19 protein-coding genes are annotated in these 19,008 nt (G+C 29.5%); 5 read left to right on the top strand and 14 right to left on the bottom strand.

The window, feature by feature from the left end; translation table 11 throughout:
- Entirely contained in the window at positions 1-747 is a 747-nt protein-coding gene (locus tag JFY71_RS06185; RefSeq protein WP_243659950.1) for an ABC transporter ATP-binding protein, read from the bottom strand.
- Positions 748-939: 192 nt separating this feature from the next.
- Here JFY71_RS06185 and JFY71_RS06180 point away from each other — a divergent pair, with 192 nt between their 5' ends.
- Complete coding sequence (locus JFY71_RS06180; protein WP_243659949.1) at positions 940-1,647, top strand: LytR/AlgR family response regulator transcription factor; 708 nt, start codon at positions 940-942, stop codon at positions 1,645-1,647.
- Between the two features lie 8 nt (positions 1,648-1,655).
- On the top strand, positions 1,656-2,996 hold the full coding sequence (locus JFY71_RS06175) for a sensor histidine kinase (RefSeq protein WP_243659948.1): 1,341 nt from the start codon (positions 1,656-1,658) through the stop codon (positions 2,994-2,996).
- Between the two features lie 18 nt (positions 2,997-3,014).
- Here the strand turns inward: JFY71_RS06175 and JFY71_RS06170 are convergent, their stop codons facing one another.
- The 6 genes from JFY71_RS06170 to JFY71_RS06145 form a co-directional block, all read right to left on the bottom strand.
- Positions 3,015-3,614: a hypothetical protein gene (locus tag JFY71_RS06170; protein ID WP_243659947.1), complete on the bottom strand. Its 600-nt coding sequence runs from the start codon at positions 3,612-3,614 to the stop codon at positions 3,015-3,017.
- Positions 3,601-4,791 (bottom strand): glycosyltransferase, encoded by a 1,191-nt coding sequence (locus JFY71_RS06165; protein ID WP_243659946.1) that lies wholly within the window; start codon positions 4,789-4,791, stop codon positions 3,601-3,603. Before JFY71_RS06165 ends, JFY71_RS06170 begins: the two co-directional genes overlap by 14 nt.
- A 10-nt stretch (positions 4,792-4,801) precedes the next feature.
- Complete coding sequence (locus tag JFY71_RS06160) at positions 4,802-5,317, bottom strand: DedA family protein (protein WP_243659945.1); 516 nt, start codon at positions 5,315-5,317, stop codon at positions 4,802-4,804.
- Positions 5,318-5,654: 337 nt separating this feature from the next.
- On the bottom strand, positions 5,655-6,128 hold the full coding sequence (locus tag JFY71_RS06155) for a thioredoxin family protein (RefSeq protein ID WP_243659944.1): 474 nt from the start codon (positions 6,126-6,128) through the stop codon (positions 5,655-5,657).
- Between the two features lie 81 nt (positions 6,129-6,209).
- Positions 6,210-8,333 (bottom strand): ABC transporter permease, encoded by a 2,124-nt coding sequence (locus JFY71_RS06150; RefSeq protein ID WP_243659943.1) that lies wholly within the window; start codon positions 8,331-8,333, stop codon positions 6,210-6,212.
- A 2-nt stretch (positions 8,334-8,335) separates the two neighbouring features.
- On the bottom strand, positions 8,336-9,097 hold the full coding sequence (locus JFY71_RS06145; protein ID WP_243659942.1) for an ABC transporter ATP-binding protein: 762 nt from the start codon (positions 9,095-9,097) through the stop codon (positions 8,336-8,338).
- Between the two features lie 273 nt (positions 9,098-9,370).
- On the opposite strand from JFY71_RS06145, the gene JFY71_RS06140 reads away from it, so the two are divergent.
- Genes JFY71_RS06140 through JFY71_RS06130 form a run of 3 tightly spaced genes read left to right on the top strand, consistent with a single transcriptional unit; the run spans position 9,371 to position 11,415 of the window.
- Positions 9,371-10,078 (top strand): LytR/AlgR family response regulator transcription factor, encoded by a 708-nt coding sequence (locus JFY71_RS06140; RefSeq protein ID WP_243659941.1) that lies wholly within the window; start codon positions 9,371-9,373, stop codon positions 10,076-10,078.
- A 7-nt stretch (positions 10,079-10,085) separates the two neighbouring features.
- Positions 10,086-10,928 (top strand): hypothetical protein, encoded by an 843-nt coding sequence (locus tag JFY71_RS06135; RefSeq protein ID WP_243659940.1) that lies wholly within the window; start codon positions 10,086-10,088, stop codon positions 10,926-10,928.
- Complete coding sequence (locus tag JFY71_RS06130) at positions 10,909-11,415, top strand: ATP-binding protein (RefSeq protein WP_243659939.1); 507 nt, start codon at positions 10,909-10,911, stop codon at positions 11,413-11,415. The genes JFY71_RS06135 and JFY71_RS06130 overlap by 20 nt, the downstream gene beginning before the upstream one ends.
- A gap of 36 nt (positions 11,416-11,451) precedes the next feature.
- Here the strand turns inward: JFY71_RS06130 and JFY71_RS06125 are convergent, their stop codons facing one another.
- From JFY71_RS06125 to JFY71_RS06095, 7 genes are all read right to left on the bottom strand, one after another.
- Entirely contained in the window at positions 11,452-12,777 is a 1,326-nt protein-coding gene (locus tag JFY71_RS06125; protein WP_243659938.1) for a 6-phospho-alpha-glucosidase, read from the bottom strand.
- 9 nt (positions 12,778-12,786) lie between these two features.
- The gene (locus tag JFY71_RS06120) at positions 12,787-14,370 is read right to left on the bottom strand and encodes a PTS transporter subunit EIIC (RefSeq protein ID WP_243659937.1); all 1,584 of its coding nucleotides are present in this window, start codon (positions 14,368-14,370) and stop codon (positions 12,787-12,789) included.
- A 169-nt stretch (positions 14,371-14,539) separates the two neighbouring features.
- On the bottom strand, positions 14,540-15,247 hold the full coding sequence (locus tag JFY71_RS06115; protein ID WP_243659936.1) for a MurR/RpiR family transcriptional regulator: 708 nt from the start codon (positions 15,245-15,247) through the stop codon (positions 14,540-14,542).
- Between the two features lie 62 nt (positions 15,248-15,309).
- The gene (locus tag JFY71_RS06110; protein ID WP_243659935.1) at positions 15,310-15,669 is read right to left on the bottom strand and encodes an acylphosphatase; all 360 of its coding nucleotides are present in this window, start codon (positions 15,667-15,669) and stop codon (positions 15,310-15,312) included.
- Positions 15,670-15,939: 270 nt separating this feature from the next.
- Positions 15,940-17,364, bottom strand: a complete 1,425-nt coding sequence (locus JFY71_RS06105; protein ID WP_243659934.1) for a M20 family metallopeptidase — start codon at positions 17,362-17,364, stop codon at positions 15,940-15,942.
- 4 nt (positions 17,365-17,368) lie between these two features.
- On the bottom strand, positions 17,369-18,040 hold the full coding sequence (locus JFY71_RS06100) for a hypothetical protein (RefSeq protein WP_243659933.1): 672 nt from the start codon (positions 18,038-18,040) through the stop codon (positions 17,369-17,371).
- A 10-nt stretch (positions 18,041-18,050) separates the two neighbouring features.
- On the bottom strand, positions 18,051-18,797 hold the full coding sequence (locus tag JFY71_RS06095; protein ID WP_243659932.1) for a DUF5058 family protein: 747 nt from the start codon (positions 18,795-18,797) through the stop codon (positions 18,051-18,053).
- Positions 18,798-19,008 lie beyond the last annotated feature (211 nt).

Here is a 19,008-nt window from a genome sequence, read left to right as displayed (position 1 = left end):
TTAACCCTCCTCACTTAGAAGTTGGATTGAATCTAAAAGTTCTTTTTGGAAAATTCTTCTTTCTTCGTTTTTCCTTTCCTTTATATCCCAAACTAAACCATCCTTTAAAATTACAACCCTATCACAATGGGAAGCTGCTAAGGAGTCATGGGTTACCATTAGTATAGTTGCCCCTAAGGAATTTTTTGCCTCTATAAAAGACTTTATTACCGCCCTTGAACTTTTAGAGTCTAAATTTCCAGTTGGCTCATCGGCTAAAATAATCTTAGGATTATTAATTAAGGCTCTGGCAACTGCTGTTCTTTGTTTTTCCCCACCGGATATTTCTGCCGGGTATTTGTTTTTTATATGGGAAATTTCAAATATTTCACATAGACTATCTGCCATTTCTTCCATACTTACATCTACTCTTTCACTTATTATTCTTGGAAGCATAATATTTTCCCTTATTGTTAGTCCATCAAGTAACATAAAGTCCTGAAATACAAAGCCTAAATCCCTGTTTCTTATTTCTGCTAGATCTTCATTATTTAATTTTGAAATATCCGTTTCCCCTAGTAATATTTCTCCACTATCAATAGGAATATAGGCTGAAATACAATTTAAAAGTGTAGTTTTTCCTGAGCCGGAAGCACCCATTACCCCAACAAACTCCCCTTCTTCTACCTTCATGGTAATTCCCTTTAACACTTCATATTTTTCAGTCCCAACTTGAAACGATTTATACAAATTATTTATTTTTAACATAGTAGTCCTCCTCTTTATGAGAAGTCTAACATTTTTGGATTTTAAATTTTTCTCCCTATGTAAGTTTTAACCTAATTCTTGTTATTTATTAGCCATATATAATTAATAGTGTAAAATTGACGGTTTTTATGTAATATTTGGTTTTGAAAGAAAATACCTCCATGATACAATAAAACAATAAAGGAGGTAGTTATGCTTCGTATAGCTATTTGTGATGATGAAAAAAAGGCAAGATTTTCTTTATATACCGGACTTGAAAGAGTTTTAGAAAATAAGGAAATAGAATATGTTATTTATGAATTTCCAAGTGGAGAAAAATTAATAGATTGGTATGAAAAACATAGTGATGAAGTGGATTTAGTATTTTTAGATATTGAAATGCCGGGACCGGATGGAATGGAAGTAGCTAAAAAACTCCGTAAGAGAAGTAGTATTTTGCAAATAGTCTTTATTACCAGTTACCCCGACTATGTTTTTGACGGCTACCTAGTTGATGCAATGGGATATTTATTAAAACCCGTTAAGGAAAAAGATTTAATTAATATTATAAATAGGTCTTTAGCTAAGATACTCCAAAATGAAAATGATGTTTTTACTTTTAAAAATATGAAGGGTATATTTAGAATTCCTAAAATCGACATCTTGTATTTTCAATCTGAAGGAAGAAAAATAAATTGTATTACAAGGGACAGTAATTATGTATTTTATGAAAAATTAAACAATATTGAAAAATCAATTGGACCTGCATTTTTAAGAATACATCAAAGCTATTTAATAAATTCAAAACACGTTGACCAAGCCAAGGCTGAATCTGTTTTAGTAAATGGCAAGGAACTTCCTATTAGTAGGCAATACAGAAAGACCGCCTTGTTAGAACTTGGCCGCAACTTACTTAATTGAGGTATTGTATGAAATTATTCTTAAATTTTCTTTTACCAATTATTAATTATATTGTGCTGGGAGTAAGCACCTATTTTTTTGTTAAAAGCTCTCGTAAAATTTTAAGGCCTGTAAAGAGTAAAATATTAAAAATAATTCCTTATGTACTTTTCTTCAACTCCTTAGGGATACAATCATGGATAGGGGATGAAAATCCCTTTATAATTTTACCTTTCTATATACTGGTATTTTTAATTTGTTACAGGGGGAATAGTATTTCCAAATTAGTTACAGCCCTACTTTTCTATATTTTAATTACCCCTATTAATATGCTTATAGACACTATTTTCGCCTCCTACTTTGATGAAGCTCTTCTTGGAGCCTTTTTGAAAAATCAATTAACTCTCTTTGTAAAAGCTACTATTTTTATTATAATTAGCTTAATTTTGTATAAATTTATTAAAGATGAAAATATTAAATTACCAAAAAATTTATGGTACCTACTTCTTGGCCTATTAATTGGACCATTTTTTGTTATTGTCGGTTTTACAGGATTTGGCGTTGGAGATTTATTATACCCTTCACCATCTTTAAAATCCCATTTATTTAACGAGGAAGGCTATAGTATTATAAGATTTATTACTTTAAGATTATCCTTCATTATAATCCCCTTTGTAATTATTTCCGCCATTTCAATTTTTATTGCCATGGTAATTCTTTCAAAACAGGAGGAATTGAAAGAGAAAGAAAACATAAATAATATGAAGGAACTCTACTACGAAGGAATCAAAAACGAACAAAAATCAATTAGACTTATAAAACACGATATGAACAATTATTTACTTACTATGGAAAATATGTTGGAAAATAACAAGGTTGAAGAAACTAAAGAATTTTTAAAAAGTCTAACTTCTTCCAGTAGTTTTAATAAAACAAGACAATTAACTAGAAATGAAGTAGTCAACGCTATTCTTGACATTAAAATCAATGCAATAAAAGATTATAATATAGAGTTTGATTATGAAATATCAGTACCGGAGAACTTGGAAATTTCCCATGTTGATTTATCCGCCTTACTAGGTAACGGATTGGACAATGCAATAGAATCCACTATAAAATCCAATGTTAAGAAGATTAAATTTCGTTTGAAAGTTGAAAAAGGACTTTTCATGTTAAAAATAGAAAATCCCATAGGTGAAAAACCAATATTAAAGGACAATACCTTCCTATCTACAAAGAAAAATAGTTCCAACCATGGCTTTGGTCTTACAAGCATAAGGGAGATTGTTTCAAAATATAGGGGAAATATGGATATTAATATGGAAAATGACAAATTCACATTAATTATAATAATTCCTTTAAATAGTTAAGGTAGCTTTAAAGCTACCTTAATTTACTTTATTCTTATATTTTTCAAAAACCACTTCTATCCTACTAAAAGGCAGTGGAATAGAATAGTTATCCCAACGCTTTTTAAGGTTTATTGATGGTGAGTTTTTAAAACTTACAAAATAAATATCCAAATTAGCCTTTTTTGCTAGGTAGGGCAATAATTCTTTAGCTTTATGCCTTGGTCCTAAAGGTCCATCCATTGCTAAGGCAAAAACTCGCCCCCTTGTACTGGCAGTATTAATTAAGAGCCTTAAATTCTTTCTTGCTCCTAAGCCATCTTCTGTACGTATAGCATTAGCCCGGCATTTGTCTAATATGTAGGAAATAATATCACCTCTCCAGTCAGCAGTTATTACTACATCTACCGGTGGTAGCTGATTTTTTAAATGCATAAGTAAAATCATCATCAAGGAGCTGTCACCATGCCAATAGCCAAGCATTTCCAGTTCTTTAAGTAAGTGTAAATTTATAATTTCATATTTTACTGTTTTGTTAACCAGCCATAAATATCCATAAAATATTCTACTAAGTATATAGCCTACTAACTTTTCTTTTTTACTTCTATTTATTTCCTTAACATTATTATGGCACAACATATTTTACTTTCCCTTGTATTAACTGTAAATAGTTTTCTTCTGTTAATTTAGCAATTGACTCTGCCGTATATTCTTTAGCAGTATTATATGCACCGATTTTTAAAGTATTGAATAAATAGGAATTTCCCATAATTTCTTCAATAGGCTTAATCCATAAATCTTCATTTAATTCTGTTTTAAATCCATTTTCCCCATTTACAACTACATCATTAACCCCGCTACCGGAAACTGCAACTACCGGTAACTCTGCAGCCATAGCCTCTAAAAGTACTATACCTTGAGTTTCCGATTGGGAACTAAAGAGGAACAAATCACAAGCATTATAATAATGAACCAGTTTATCATGTTCTATATTTCCTAAAAAATATATTTCTTCTTCCAGTCCCAGTTTTTTACTTAGTAAATTAAGGGATTTTCTTTCTGCTCCATCACCAATAATTATCATTTTAAAGGGTTTTTCCCATTTTTCTTTTAAAGCCTTTAAGGCTTTTAACATAAAGGGAAAATTTTTTTCCTTTCCTAATCTACTTACACAACAAAATAAATTTGGGCTATTGAATTTTTTTCTTATTTCTTCTGTTTTCTCCCTATCCCTTATGAAATCATTTTCAGATAAACCTGTAGGTATTACAGTTATAGGCGTATATACTCCTCTTTTAATCATTGTGTTTTTTATTTCCGGTGTTGGTGCAAAAATCAAGTTACATTTATTTGAAAATGATCTTGTATATTTAGAAACAATTTGTTCAGCTACCTTATATATTTTAGTATCATCTTTGTTTTTATTTAGTAGACTAGGCATTACATAGTGCATGTACTCCTCATACCTTGTATGGTAGGTGTAAATTAAGGGAATATCATATTTTTTAGAATAGGATAGGGCAATATTTCCCATTAACATTGGGTGATGACTATGTATAATGTCGTAATTTCTTTTTTGGAATTGTTTTCTAATATCCCTATCGAACATATTAGGAACTACAATATCACCATCAAGTTTTTTATTTAGACTTTTAAATCTATAAACTCCTGTTTCAAGTTCTTGTTCCTCATAAGTCGGTGCAAAAACATCTACAATATGACCTCTTTTTCTAAGTCCATTTGCTAATCTTTCAATAGAAACAGGCACTCCTCCAATATATGGTTTATAGTTATTTGTAAACATTGCAATTTTCATTTAACTCCCCCTAAAACTTTGCAAACCAATTTAAAGCCGCCGAACCAAAAATATAACCACCACCAACAAATACTAAATTCCAAATTATAATGCCAATAGTTGAATAAAAACTGTATTTATAAAAATTCATTTTTATAACACCGGCCGGAATAGAAATAATAGTACGTATAACCGGAAATAATTTTGCAATAAGCAATCCCCAATAACCCTTTTGATTTAATTGTTCAATGGCCTTATCTAGGGCAACACTTTGCTTGGTGAATTTATTTCTAAACCAATTTAACAAAGGTCTTCCTATATAAAATCCTAGAAAATAAAGAATCCAACTGCCTATTAATCCGGCAATTACCGATATTACAATAACAAGTAAAAAAGATTTATTAAATTTGTAAGCCCATATTCCAGCAAGTGGCATTATTATTCCTGCCGGAAATCCCGGTAAATTCATATATTCCAGTAAAACAACTATGAATAAAGCCAATAGACCATAATTTTCTAAATAAAATTCTATTGTTTCAAAGTTCATAAGCTATTTCCCCTTATATTTCCAATTCCTTTAACTATCTTCCTATATTTATAATATCAATACACTTTTACAATTCTCTTAAAAATATATTACAAATCTCTTAAGATCTTTTTAAGTATACAATTAAAATTACAAGAATTTATCAATTTTACTTATTACTATATTAAAAGACTTGGCTTTATCTTCTATTTGTATATTATCCCAATTTCAAAACCCCGGCTTAAGCCTATGTAATATTTAACAATATTTTTGTAATATTTAGATTAAATACTTTTTTTGTGTAAAATTAAAACAATATTTTGTATAAATCGGCTTTACTAAAATTAAAAGACTACACCTATTGATTTAAGGTATAGTCTTTGTTTTCCAACTGCATTAAAAAGTTTGAAATACTTTTTTTAGAGCTAATATCTTCCTCTAGTTTAACCAATTTACCTTCTTTAATATAGGCTAGAGTAGGAGTGTTGTAAATTTTATATTCATCTATTATTTTATTTGTTAATTTGGAATCTCTTTCCATTTCTTTGTTTAAATCAATATAGATTACTTCTAAATTATTATCCTTTACAAAATCTACTGTTTCAGAAATGTTTTTCCTGCAATTATTACAGTCCTCCATTCCAAAGTAAATAAATTTATTATTATACTCTAAAAGATTACTCTCGATTACATCCATATTTACTTTTTCAAAGGATTTTATATTATTTTCGTAAGTATATTTAGAGCTATCGTATTGAAATACAATATACATAATTACAAAAGTTATTAGTAAAATTACAATTGTTTTTATTAATTTAAAACCTTTAGTCATTACAAGCTCCTTTAATATTTATCTCTTATTTCTTTTCTATTTTAAGTATATATTTAAAATTTCAATTATTTATCAACTTTTCTATAGTTTTTCTACTACTGCTTTTTCTATATTTTTTAAAGCTTTTTGCTTTACTACAATTACTATTAAATAGGCCATTAGTAAAAGTATTAAATCTGCTATAATCTCTATTCCTAATGGAACCTGAGAAAGTATTATTATAGATATAATAGTAAAGGCCAGTATTCCTCCACCAATAACAGGATAGATTATAGTTCTTCTATTAATGGTTTTAATGTCTCTTAATATATTCTTATTTGTTGCTCCTAGTTTCTTCATACTCTTAAAAAGATTAATATTGTTGAAAAATATCGAACTTGCCCTATTATAGGTTATAAAAACAGTTGCCGTTAAGGCTATTATTACTATAAAACCACACAATAAGACCTTTACCAGATTTAGTACAAAGGAAGCTGTGTTTTCATAATAATTCATTCTCGGATAGTACTTCCAATTTCCTTGTAATTCAGAATTATCCTTGTTCAAGCTTACAAGATAGGCCCCTTCTGTTTCATATTCTTCAAGCTCTACTGTATACCATTGCCTACCGGAGTTTTTTACCAGCTTGTGAAGATTTTTATCATAGTCTGTTTGTACCGCCATTTCTTTTGGGGAATTTTCTAAAATATAGTCAAAAACATCTTCAGAAAATTCAAACTTTTTCTCCCCTTCTATGCTAAATACTATGTTCTTAATCTTTTGTCCTTCTGAAATACCCCTTGTTAGTTTTTCATAGTCCCCATCGTCTAAAATATACCTTTTATTCCATGACAATCCTCTGTCTACTAAAAGGTCATCTTCCAAAGTCTCTTGGTAGTTCACCTTCATCTGTTTTCCATCTACTGACTTAATATTTTGTAAATCATCGTCTGACTCCCATGAATTATATTTATTATTTTTTCTAACAAGATTTATATATTGGCCTTCTTCTACATCTATCTTCTTATTAGATAGACTATTGTATTCAGACTCAGAAATAAATTCATAATATTTGTATTCCTCAACTACTTTTTCTATAATATTTTCAGCATTGTCATCCCAAGTTCTAACATTACTTCCGGACAATAGTTCACTAAATTCATATTCCTTGTAAGTTCCAATTCCTATCTTATGTTCTTTAGCTATTTCTTGTATTATATTTTTATCTAAGATGCTATTTTCCAGTCTTAGTGGTATAGAAAAATCATATTCCATTTTTTCTTCCCTTAATCCTCCACTTTGGTTTACAAGGTTAAAGAAGGAGAAGGTAAATACACCAAATATTAAAATCATTGAAAACATAGAGCCAATTATCTGTTTTCCTTGAAGCCTTGTAATATTGTAATAAGCAATATTGTTATAGTATTTTTCCAATCTTTTACTTGATTTTTTTGGATTGGAAATAAAGTAATAGAGGACCATATATATTCCTATAAATGAAAATATATAGGCTAGGGAAAAAATGGACGGTGCAGATTTATCAAAATTAATCGTATACCATTGTGGTAGAAAATAACCTATTGAAACTCCTGCAACACTTAGGATTAATCCTAAATATAAATATGGTTTTTTCAGCCTTTTCAACTTGTCCGTCCTTGACCTTGAATGCATTAGTTCCATAACATCATATCGTCTAATATAAATAAATAATCTTAGATAAACTATTACAAATATAAATAGTGAAAATATAATTCCTATTATTATACCTTTAGTATTTAAAGACAGATTTTCTATTGTATATTTTGAATAGATTATTTGGAAAAACTTCCAAATTCCAAAGGAAAAGACTAGGGACAAGATTCCTGCAATTAATGTAAGTTTTATAACTATAGCTAGTATTTCCTTTGCTATGATTTTTACAAATTCTTTTTTTGTTAGGCCAAAGGATATAAAAACACCTATCTCCCTACTTTTATATTTTAAGAATACCTCTGCCGAATAAATTACAAGCATGGTGCAGCCTACCATACATAAAATGAAGATTGACATTATCATCTGGTTAGAGTCTGTTCCATACTCCATAATCTTCTGTAAGGTATTACTCATGTAGAGATTTGCAAATGTAAATATTAAGGTAAAAGCAATTAATATGCTGGTATTAAACTGAAAATATTCTTTTTTGTTATACTTTTTTAATTTTTTACTTATTAATTTATAATTTAACATACTTAACTCCTGTCCATATTTGCAAAGGCTTCTACAATTTCATCTTGTAATTCTTTCCTATTGCCTTTATTAACTAAGACCTTACTTATTTCACCCTTGTTTAAAATAAACACCTTGTCACTATAACTTGCATAGTACATGTCATGGGTAACCATTAATATACTGGTGTTTAAATCCTTCTTTATTCTTGTAAAGGAATCTATTACTTCATTTGCAGACTTACTGTCTAAGTTTCCTGTTGGCTCATCTGCTAAGATAATGTCCGGACTGTTAATTAGTGACCTGGCTATTGAAACCCTTTGTCTTTGCCCTCCTGACAACTCTGCCGGAAAAGAGTCCATTTTTTCTGCTAAACCAAATAGATTCAAGAGATTCTTTGCCTTCTCCTCCATACTTTCATACATGGTATTTGTTTTTTTCATTTTGGAAATTATTGATGGAACACAGGTATTTTCTATTAAATTCAAACCATCTAGTAACATATAGTCTTGAAATATAAAACCTATATTTGTATTTCTCATAGTTGCTAAATCTTCTTCTGTGAATTTTCCAATATCATTACCCTTTAAATTAATAAGGCCAGATTCATAGTCTATATAACGACAAATACAATTTAATAAGGTAGACTTCCCACTTCCGCTGGAACCCATTATAGAAACAAATTCCCCTTCTTCTACCTTTAAGGATAAATTCCTTAACACCTGTAAATTTGAATTACCGGATTTATAACTTTTCTTTAAATTACTAATTTCTAATATTGCCATTTTTTACCTCCTAGTATTTAAGAACTAAAAATAATTTCGATTTATAGGTCTATACTTGTATAAATTTTCCTGTATTTTTTGTCCCTTATTTATTAATTGAATAATACCATTTAGAAAAATATTTGTTTTTCCCCTTGAAAAGTTTTACATAAACCATGTAATCTTTTTACAAATAAAATTAAAAATGTAATGAATTACACTTCTAATGTAATATTCGGTTTTGAAAGAAACTGCCATCATGGTACAATTATTAAACATAAGGAAGGTGATTATATGCTTCGTATAGGAATTTGCGACGACTCTAAGGAAGCAAGTTTTACTACTTATTTTGGTCTTGAAAAAATTTTAGAAAATAGAAACATAGAATATGTTATTTATGAATTTTCCAGTGGGGAAAAATTTATAGAGTGGCATAAGAAAAACAAAAATGAAATTGATTTATTGTTTTTAGATATTGAAATGCCGGGACTGAACGGAATGGAAACAGCCAAGCTAATTAGAGAAGAAAACGACTATTTACAAATAGTATTTGTTACAAGTCATCCTGACTTTGTTTTTGACGGCTACTCCGTTAATGCCTTAAGCTACTTGTTAAAACCTGCTAAGGAAGAGGATTTAAATAAGATTATTACAAGAACACTCCTAAACTTAGATAAAAATGAAGAAGAGGTCTTTACCTGTAAGAATATTGATGGAATATACAGAATTCCTAAAAAGGATATCTTATATTTTTATTCAAAGGCTAGAAAGGTAATTTGTGTTACCAGAGAAAATAATTATGAATTTTATGAAAAATTAAATAATATAGAAGAGAGTATTAAGGGAAATTTTGTTAGAATACACCAAAGGTACCTGGTTAATTCAAAGGCAGTAAGGCAAATAAAGTCCGACACAGTTCTTGTTGACAATATTGAACTACCAATTAGTAGAACCTACCAGGACAAGGCTGTAATTGAATTAAGTAGAAATCTTTTAAATTGAGGTGTATATGTTAAAATTAGATAATATAATTTTAGACCCAATTGTAATTATTCTTACACTGTTTGCATCATATTTTTTAGTAAGACTAGTTTCAAAAATAGTTCCACTTAAAAATAATAAAGCCTTGAAATTACTAGCCTTACTGCCTTTTTCCCTATCTATTGGAAGTGTTGATTACCTAGGGGACTCAAATATAATAGTTTTATTAATTTTTTATGCAGTTATTTTCCAGCTGTCCTTTATAGGAAGGGCTACAAACAAATTTATAATATCCTTGATGTTCTACCTACTATTAACCTCCTTTAATTTAGTTGTCAGTACTATTTTTATTAGCAATGACTTTAAGTTCTTTCCAAATGAAGAATACTTGTATATTGTAAAGGCTCTTTCTTGGATTATTATTTCAAATATTTTACTTAAATATATGGGAAATATAGAAGTAAAACTATCTAAAAAATTATGGTTGTTACTAGGTGGATTATCTACCGGACTATTTTTTATAATTATAGGTTTTAGTAATATAGGTTTTGGAGCTTTACTGGATATATTTACCGATATTACAAAACCCGAATATGTAGCCAGTGACTACTATTATGAAGTTCATGATATGCTAAATAAAATTGGATATATTATATTTCCCTCGGTATTTTTGTCAACCCTAGCCTTATTTACAGCCATAAAGGTTTTAACAAAACACGAGGAACTTTTAGAAAAAGATGCCTTGGAAAGTATAAAGGAAAATTATTACAGTGGCTTACAAAGGGAACAAAAATTAGTTCGTACTATTAGACATGATATGAAAAACCATTTACTTACAGTACAGGCTATGATTGGAAAAAAAAGACTATAATAGGGCAAATGACTACCTAACAAACCTAACTTCATCTTCCGCCTTTGAAAAAGGAAGGCAGATTTCTAAAAACAATACTATAAATGCAATTTTAGACAATAAATTGGATTTAATGGAGGAGTATAAGATAGAATTTGACTATAGAATTTCCGTACCGGAAAAGTTGGAAATTTCAGATATTGACTTGTCCTCTTTACTGGGAAATGCTTTAGATAACGCCATAGAAGCAAATTTAAAAACCAATAATAGAAAAATAATCTTTAGACTTAGGGTGGACAAGGGACTTTTTATGCTCCAGATTAAAAATCCCCTTAGTGAAAATCCTCTTGAAAAAAACGGAAAATTTATAACGACTAAAAAAGATAAAAAACACCATGGCATAGGACTTTCCAGTATAAGAGAAACGGTTTTAAAATATGGTGGAAATATAAGTACAGTAGCAGAAAATGGAATATTTGAATTAGTTATTGGCATACCAGTAGATTAAAAAAACCTCCGTTATGGAGGTTTTTTTAATCTATTTTTATTGTAATTCCGGCCAGTAGTCTCTATTAGCTTCAATTAAATCATCTAAAATATCTTTTGCTACTTTTGCACTGGGTATAGTTTTAGATAGTGTAAAAGACTGCCATAATTTTTGATAACTCTTCTCTATATACGCTTCCACTAATAATTTTTCAACTGTTACTTGCTGGAACATAAGTGCTTGTTCAAACATAGGAATGTTCCCTTGGCATATAGCTTCCGGTCCATCGGAACCGACTATACATGGTACTTCAACCATTGCATCATCCGGAAAATTAGCAATTGCTCCGTTATTTTCTACAATCATTATCATTCTTTCATGGGTATTAAATGCAATTGCACAAGCTAAATCCACTATAAATGAAGCATGAGCATCTATATGGAATCCACTGTTTTTAGCTGTCCCTTTTTTAATTATTTTTCTCGCTTCATCAAATACCTGTTTTTCTCTTCCATCCATTACTTCATTAGCTCTTGTATAAGTACAATCCATATTTTCATAAACATAATCAGGATATAAATAATATTTTAAATACGTATTTGGTAAAAATCTAGGATCAACTGCCAATAAATCTTTCGCTTTTTTATGAGTTTCTTGCCAACTTGGATCTGTATGTTGTGTATCTACTTCTACTTGTGTTAAATATCCATTTTGGGATACATATTCCTTTATTTCATCTATATACTCTTTTCCGGACTTATCTTTTACACTTGTCCACCATCCAAAATGATTTAATCCGAAATATGAAACATCTAAATCCTTTGGGTTTTTATTGATTATTTGTGACATTCTTCTGAGAGTTCCCACCGGCATATCACAAATATTTAGTACTTTCGAGTCAGGTCTTAATATTCTACAGGCTTCTGCAACTATGGCTGCAGGATTTGAGTAGTTTAACATCCATGCATCTGGTGAGTACTTTTCCATATAATCTATGAGCTCCAACATACCGGTTATGCTTCTCATTCCATAAGCTAAACCACCTGGCCCGCATGTTTCTTGTCCTGCAACACCATGTTTCAAAGGAATCTTTTCATCTTTTTCTCTCATTTCATATTTTCCAACCCTTATATGAGCCATACAGAAGTCAATATCTGCGAAAGCTTCTTTAGGATCTATGGTATATGAAAATTCAACTTCCGGCGCTTGTTCCTTCATTAATATTTCTAAAGCTTTACCTAAAACTTCTTGTCTTTCCTTATCATTGTCGTATAATTTTAATTTTCTTAAAGGAAATCTATCTGCATTATCTAACAACATCATTACTATTCCAGGTGTAAAAGTACTACCTCCACCTGCAATTACTACTGAAAATTTTTCCATAATATCTCCTTACTCAACAACAGTCTCTAAATATTTATCTAATTTTTCTCTTATTTTTTTAACTTCAACTCCATATACAACTTGTATATTATTTCCACTTTTAATAACTGCCTTAGCATTTGTTTCTTCTTTTAAAAGATTTTCATTAATTAAATCAACATCATTAATCTTAAGCCTTAATCTCGTATAACAGTTATCTACAGATAATATATTTTCTTTACCTCCTAAATAATTTACAATAGATTCTGATAAATCTTCTACATTACTATCTTTTTTCTCTGATTCTTTCCTATTTACATATTCTTTTTTTGAATATAATTTTGTTTCTTCAGTATCTTCCCTGCCTATTGTTTTTAAGTTTAATTTCAATATTAAGGTTCTAAATACCAAAAAATATATTACAAAGAATAAAACTCCTACAAAAATATAAATAGGCCATCTAGTTTTTCCTATTCCCAATGGTAAATTGTATAATAGAAAGTCTATTATCCCATTAGGCCCTATCGCTCTTGACCCTAAAATATTTAGTACTACCATGCTCAAGCCACTTAAGACACTGTGTATCACAAATAAAAGTGGAGAAATAAACATGAAAGAAAATTCTATTGGTTCAGTTACTCCTGCTGTAAATGAAGTTACTGCTGCCGGTAATAATACGGCTCTTGCCCTTGCTTTCTTTTCTGATTTTGCTGTTGAATACATTGCTAAACAAGCCCCAATTAATCCAAACATTTTTGCTATTCCCCTAGCATCCCATATAACACTACTTGATAAAATACTAATTGAAGGATCCGCCATTTCAGCAAAATAAATGTTTCTAGCTCCTTCAAATATTTCTCCCCCTATTTCTGCCACTCCACCTAAGGAAGTATATAAAAATGGAGTATAGACTAAGTGATGCAAACCTGTAATTATCAACAATCTCTCTAACATTCCATATAAAAACAGACCAAAATTACCACTTCTCTGTATTATTAAACCTAGATTGTTTATTCCGGACTGAACTACAGGCCAAATATATGTTAATAAAATTGCTAAAAAAACAACTAATGGTATTAATACAATAAAAACAAATCTGGCTCCTCCATATACTTGAAAAGCGTTTTTAAATTCTGTATCTATAAATTTATTAAATATGTAAGCAGTTAATAATCCTAAAATAATTCCTAGAAAAACTCCCATATCCAGTACTTGAACACCTAAAACCATCTGCTGCCCTGTTCCTCGCAAGTTTTCGGCATCTGCTAGTATTCCTCTTAGCTCCATAAATTTATTCATAGCATTTAAAAATATCAAATATACTAATACAGATGTAAAAGCTGCTTCTGCCTTTTTCTTCTTTGCTAACCCCAGCGCTATTCCCACACAAAAAATTATTCCCAAATTTGTAAGTATTGGTACTAACGAAGAAGAAAGAATTGTCCCAAATCCAATTGTAATTGGATTATTCATAAAAGGAAATCTTTCAATTAATCCTTGATTAGTAAATATATTTCCCACTGCAATTAATATACCTGCTATTGGTAATATTAGTACCGGTACAAAAATCGCCTTTGAAAACTTTTGCATTGCATTCATAAAACGTTCTTTCATATTTTTATCCCCCTTTGTTTTGATAAATCCATATTAAACAAAAAGTGCAACAATGTCCATTAAATAGCCATTTTTGCACTTTGTTTCAGTTGCTGTAACTTGTTTCAGATACTATTATTTTTTATGTTAGTAGTTTGTTATAACTTTATAATAAATTAATTTCATCAGTTTATCTTTTGAAAACATCAACAAACAATTCAAAGGTGTTTAGTAAATTACCATAATATTTAGTATAGGTCATATTTTGTGTATCAAATTTATTATCATCCTCTGTAATGAAAATATAATCTGAAAGTTTTGCTGCCCTACTATTTTCGTCACCAGTAAAAAGAACCGTAGGTATTCCTTCTTTTTTACAGCGTTTAATCTTATCTATTAAATTATCGGTCTCACCGGATTTAGATATTGTTATTAAAAAACTTATACTATCTAAATTGCTATTAATTATTCCTAAAGAATCTTGAGCTCCTACTTGCATAGTTCTAATACCATTAACCAACAATTTTTTCAACAAATATTCTCCAATAATTCCAGAAAATCCCGTTGCAGAAATAAATATTATTTTTTCTTTATTCACTTTATATATTTTTCTTATTTGCTCAACTATATTATTATCAATTATATTAGATGATAATAAATTTTCCTTTTCCTTCTTTACATAATTATTTATTAAAAAATAATACATTTCTAAATATCCTTTGAACCCAAGTTTTTGAGAAACTCGTATAATGCTTGCCGGTGATGTATAAATATCTTTTGCTAATTCTCTTACACTTTTTCCCTCTATATTTTCTAAATTATTAAAAATATACTCCAATATTCTATCTTCGGTTTCATTTAATTTTATACCTTTAGTAAAAATACCTTTATCTATCATAGGATCACCTCAAAATAATCTTAACAAAAAACCTGACGATTATGCTACCGCCAGATTTTCACTTAATATACAGCCTTAAATTCTTTTAGTTTATTATTTAATGCTTGTTCTTTCTCCTCTATATTATTAATTCTAATTATTGGCTTGTTTTTCATACTGTCAACTAAAAACTCAATTTTATTCCTTGGTCCCTGTACTTCAGCTTCTACTCTACCATCACTTAAATTTTTAACCCAACCAACTAATTCTAATTCTTGTGCCATTAACATAAATTGGAATCTAAATCCTACACCTTGTACTTTTCCGGAAAATTTAAAATTTTTATTCACTATTTCCGAATCTGAAAATTTTGGTATTTCAGTATTATTCACTTGATTTTCTATATATTTTTCCTTTAATCTTCTTATAAAATCCTTAACCATGTTTTCCCCCTTAGTGAATAAAACTTCCTTTCCTTCATTTTAGTTTAATATATAGCCACTGTCTAGTTATAAATATATATTTAATTAATATAATACTGAACTTACTTTTAAAAATACAAAAGAAATACACAATATCGTATAAAAATATTCTAAATTATTAGTGGTCATTTCTTATAATTCTAATATGATATAATAATTGAAATTAAAGAAATAATAGGGAAATTCTAATATGAATTTCCCTATTATTTCTAACCTTCTAAAATAAAAATCCTATTTTGGAACTACATTTTTTGGAATAGCACTTTTATATTTTTCTCCTCCTAAATTTACTACATGCTCTTTTCTCGCTTCCTCTAACAAATTCGGTTTTTTTATAATATCATACGCAGTCATTGCTATAGCCTTAGCTGCAGTTATCATACCTTTATGCATAATACTTGATTTGCCAGTTGCAACCCATTGCCAAGAATGGGCAGGAGTACCTTGTGGAGCACAAGTTACCATAATCTGACCTGTTGGAACATTCCAACTTACATCACCTACGTCTGTTGATCCTCCCATATTCTTAAAGGCATCATAGGGTAAAATCTCTGATATTAATGGTGAGTTACTTAATTCTCGAATTTTTTCTTCTTCTAAAAATAAAGTTCTAGCTCTATTTCTTATGCTATTTTTCATAGAATCATCTATTGTATTAAAAAATTTACTTCCATATTCAATTTCTTCCGTTGAATACTCAATAGGTGTGATTTCTTTTAAATTACTATACATCGCTTTTGTTAAAGTTTGATTAGGTATATAATTTGCTGCTGCAGAATCCCATACAATTTCTAATTGTGTCTCTGTCATATGAGCAGCTCCTTCTGCAATTTTAACAACCCTCTTATATATATCAAGAGCCTGTTCTGTTTTAGGTGCACGTATAAAATAATGCAAACTTGCAGTAGGCTGTACTACATTTGCAGATTTACCACCTGCATCTATAAAAGCGTAATGTATGCGAGCTTCATCAATAATATGTTCCCTTAAAAAATTCACTCCAACATTCATAATTTCAGCTGCATCTAAAGCACTTCTTCCCATTTCAGGCATAGCAGCAGCATGAGATGCTATTCCTACAAAATTAAAATAGACTTGCAATACAGCTAAAGAACTACTAATCCATGCCCCACTTGAATCCCAAGGATGCCATGCTAAAGCCACATCTAAATCACTAAATATCCCTTCTCTAGCCATAAAGGCCTTACCGTAACCGCTTTCTTCTGCCGGACAACCAAATAATTTAATTGTTCCTTCTATCTTATTTTCTTGTAAATAATCCTTAATTCCAATTGCTGCTGCAACTGCTCCTGTTCCTAGTACATGATGACCACATCCATGTCCGTTTCCATTATCTATTAAAAATTTTCTCTCTGGAATATCCGGAACTTGACTTAAATTAGTTAAAGCATCATATTCTGCTAAAATTCCAACAATGGGTTTTCCTGAACCATATGTGGCAATAAAAGCATTTTCCATATTTGCAAGTCCTTTTTTCATTTTAAAGGATTCTTCTTCTAATAAATCACATAATACTTTAGCTGATTTTGGAGTGTCAAATCTAATTTCAGCATATTCCCAAATTTTATCACTTGCATCGAAGTATTTTTGTTTTTTTTCTTCAATTAACGAAATTATTTTATTTTTTTCATTCATTTAATCACCTAATATTCCTTTCTCTATTCATTACTATTACAGATATTACTGATATGACCATTGTTCCCAATAATAAAAAGCCTTGAAGATTCGAATAAGTTGCAGCCGGTAATATAATTCCAGCAATTAACGCTATTAAGAAAGGAACTACTGCTATCTTAGGTTTTTTTAATAAATATGGCATTAACATAGCTCCAACTAATGCTGGCATTATATTATTAAATCCAGGTTGAATAATATCACTTTGTAGATACTTCACAACTGGTGATAGCAAAAATATTCCTAAGAATAGAATCACTGCTGTTACAATTGATGAAGCTCCTATAGCCAATACTGAAATTACTTCTCCCTCATCGCTAGAAGGATCTACCTTTGCCATTTTATGACATGATGAAGCTGCCGGTAATTTCATATTTGACACATTACCTGTTACGAAGGATAAATATGTACCTCCGGATCCTAGAATAGGCGAAAATGAAACAACCTCTGTAAATTGAGTAGGTATAAATACAATACAAAGTTGTGCTGCAGCTGCTAATGTAGTTTTCCAATCCACCTTAATATTAAATACAAACATTGTTACTATAGGTATCATAAACATCAATATAATAACTATCAACGTAGAAATTCTTCCAAGTCTATGTATAGATGAATAATAATCATTATTTTTTTTCATTGTTCCCTCCCTAACTTAAAATTAGTGTAAATAAAATAGCTGAACCCATTCCTATTATTAAACATAAAGGAAAAGCAAGCTCTTGTAATATTTTGATTTTTGTCTTAAGCACAATATAATCAAATAACCAAATAAATAATGCAGATGTAATTACCACTAGTAAAGGAACTATTCCAACTATGCCGGTTTGAGATACTTTAAAGGGTGATGCAAAGTAAGTTCCACCAAAAACACATAGTAAAGAAATGAACATTACTGCAAAAATATCCTTATAATTTTTTTCCTGTTTTCCTTTTATTAGATTCATTCCCTTTTGAATATATTTAGACCCTAACATAGTATACAAAGGTCCCCATATTATTCCTATTGTCATAACAAACATTGTACTTACAAAGATTTCTGCGGTAAATCCACTGCTGGATATGCTCTGTAAACCAAATGCTTGTGCCGTTGCATTAGCTGCCATATTTTCATAAGGACCAGAACCTATAACACTTAAACGTAGCCATGGAAAAAATTTACCTAGATTTGGCATTAATACCACTAAAACCAATAGAATAGGTAAACTTGGTATAATCGAAAAAATCGAACTACTCCTTATTGTTTTTTTCATTATTTCCTTAGACATTCCAAGTTTTATCCCTTGCTTCCATGCTTTTCTCATAAATAGTATAGCCTGAATCATTACAAAACCAACTGTAATAAAACATAATACAAAGAGCAAAGGGCTATTTGCAATTTTCAAATAATCTTTCATTTTTAACCTCCAAATATTTATATAATAATTTTAAACAATAATTGAAAACGTTTCTATTCAATTATTAATGCATTATTAAGAAATTCGCATATAAAAATAACGGAAAATAAAATCAGGAAATTAATAACCGTTCTTTTTATCCTATAAAGATACTATAAATACAATATAGTTAATAAAAGCGTGCATTGAAGTTATCTACTCAATAGAAAAA

Source organism: Miniphocaeibacter halophilus, from assembly GCF_016458825.1.
In the GTDB taxonomy this organism is placed as follows: Bacteria; Bacillota; Clostridia; order Tissierellales; family Peptoniphilaceae; genus Miniphocaeibacter; species Miniphocaeibacter halophilus.
Note: the sequence above shows the minus strand (reverse complement) of the source record. Positions and strands in the feature narration are given on the sequence as shown.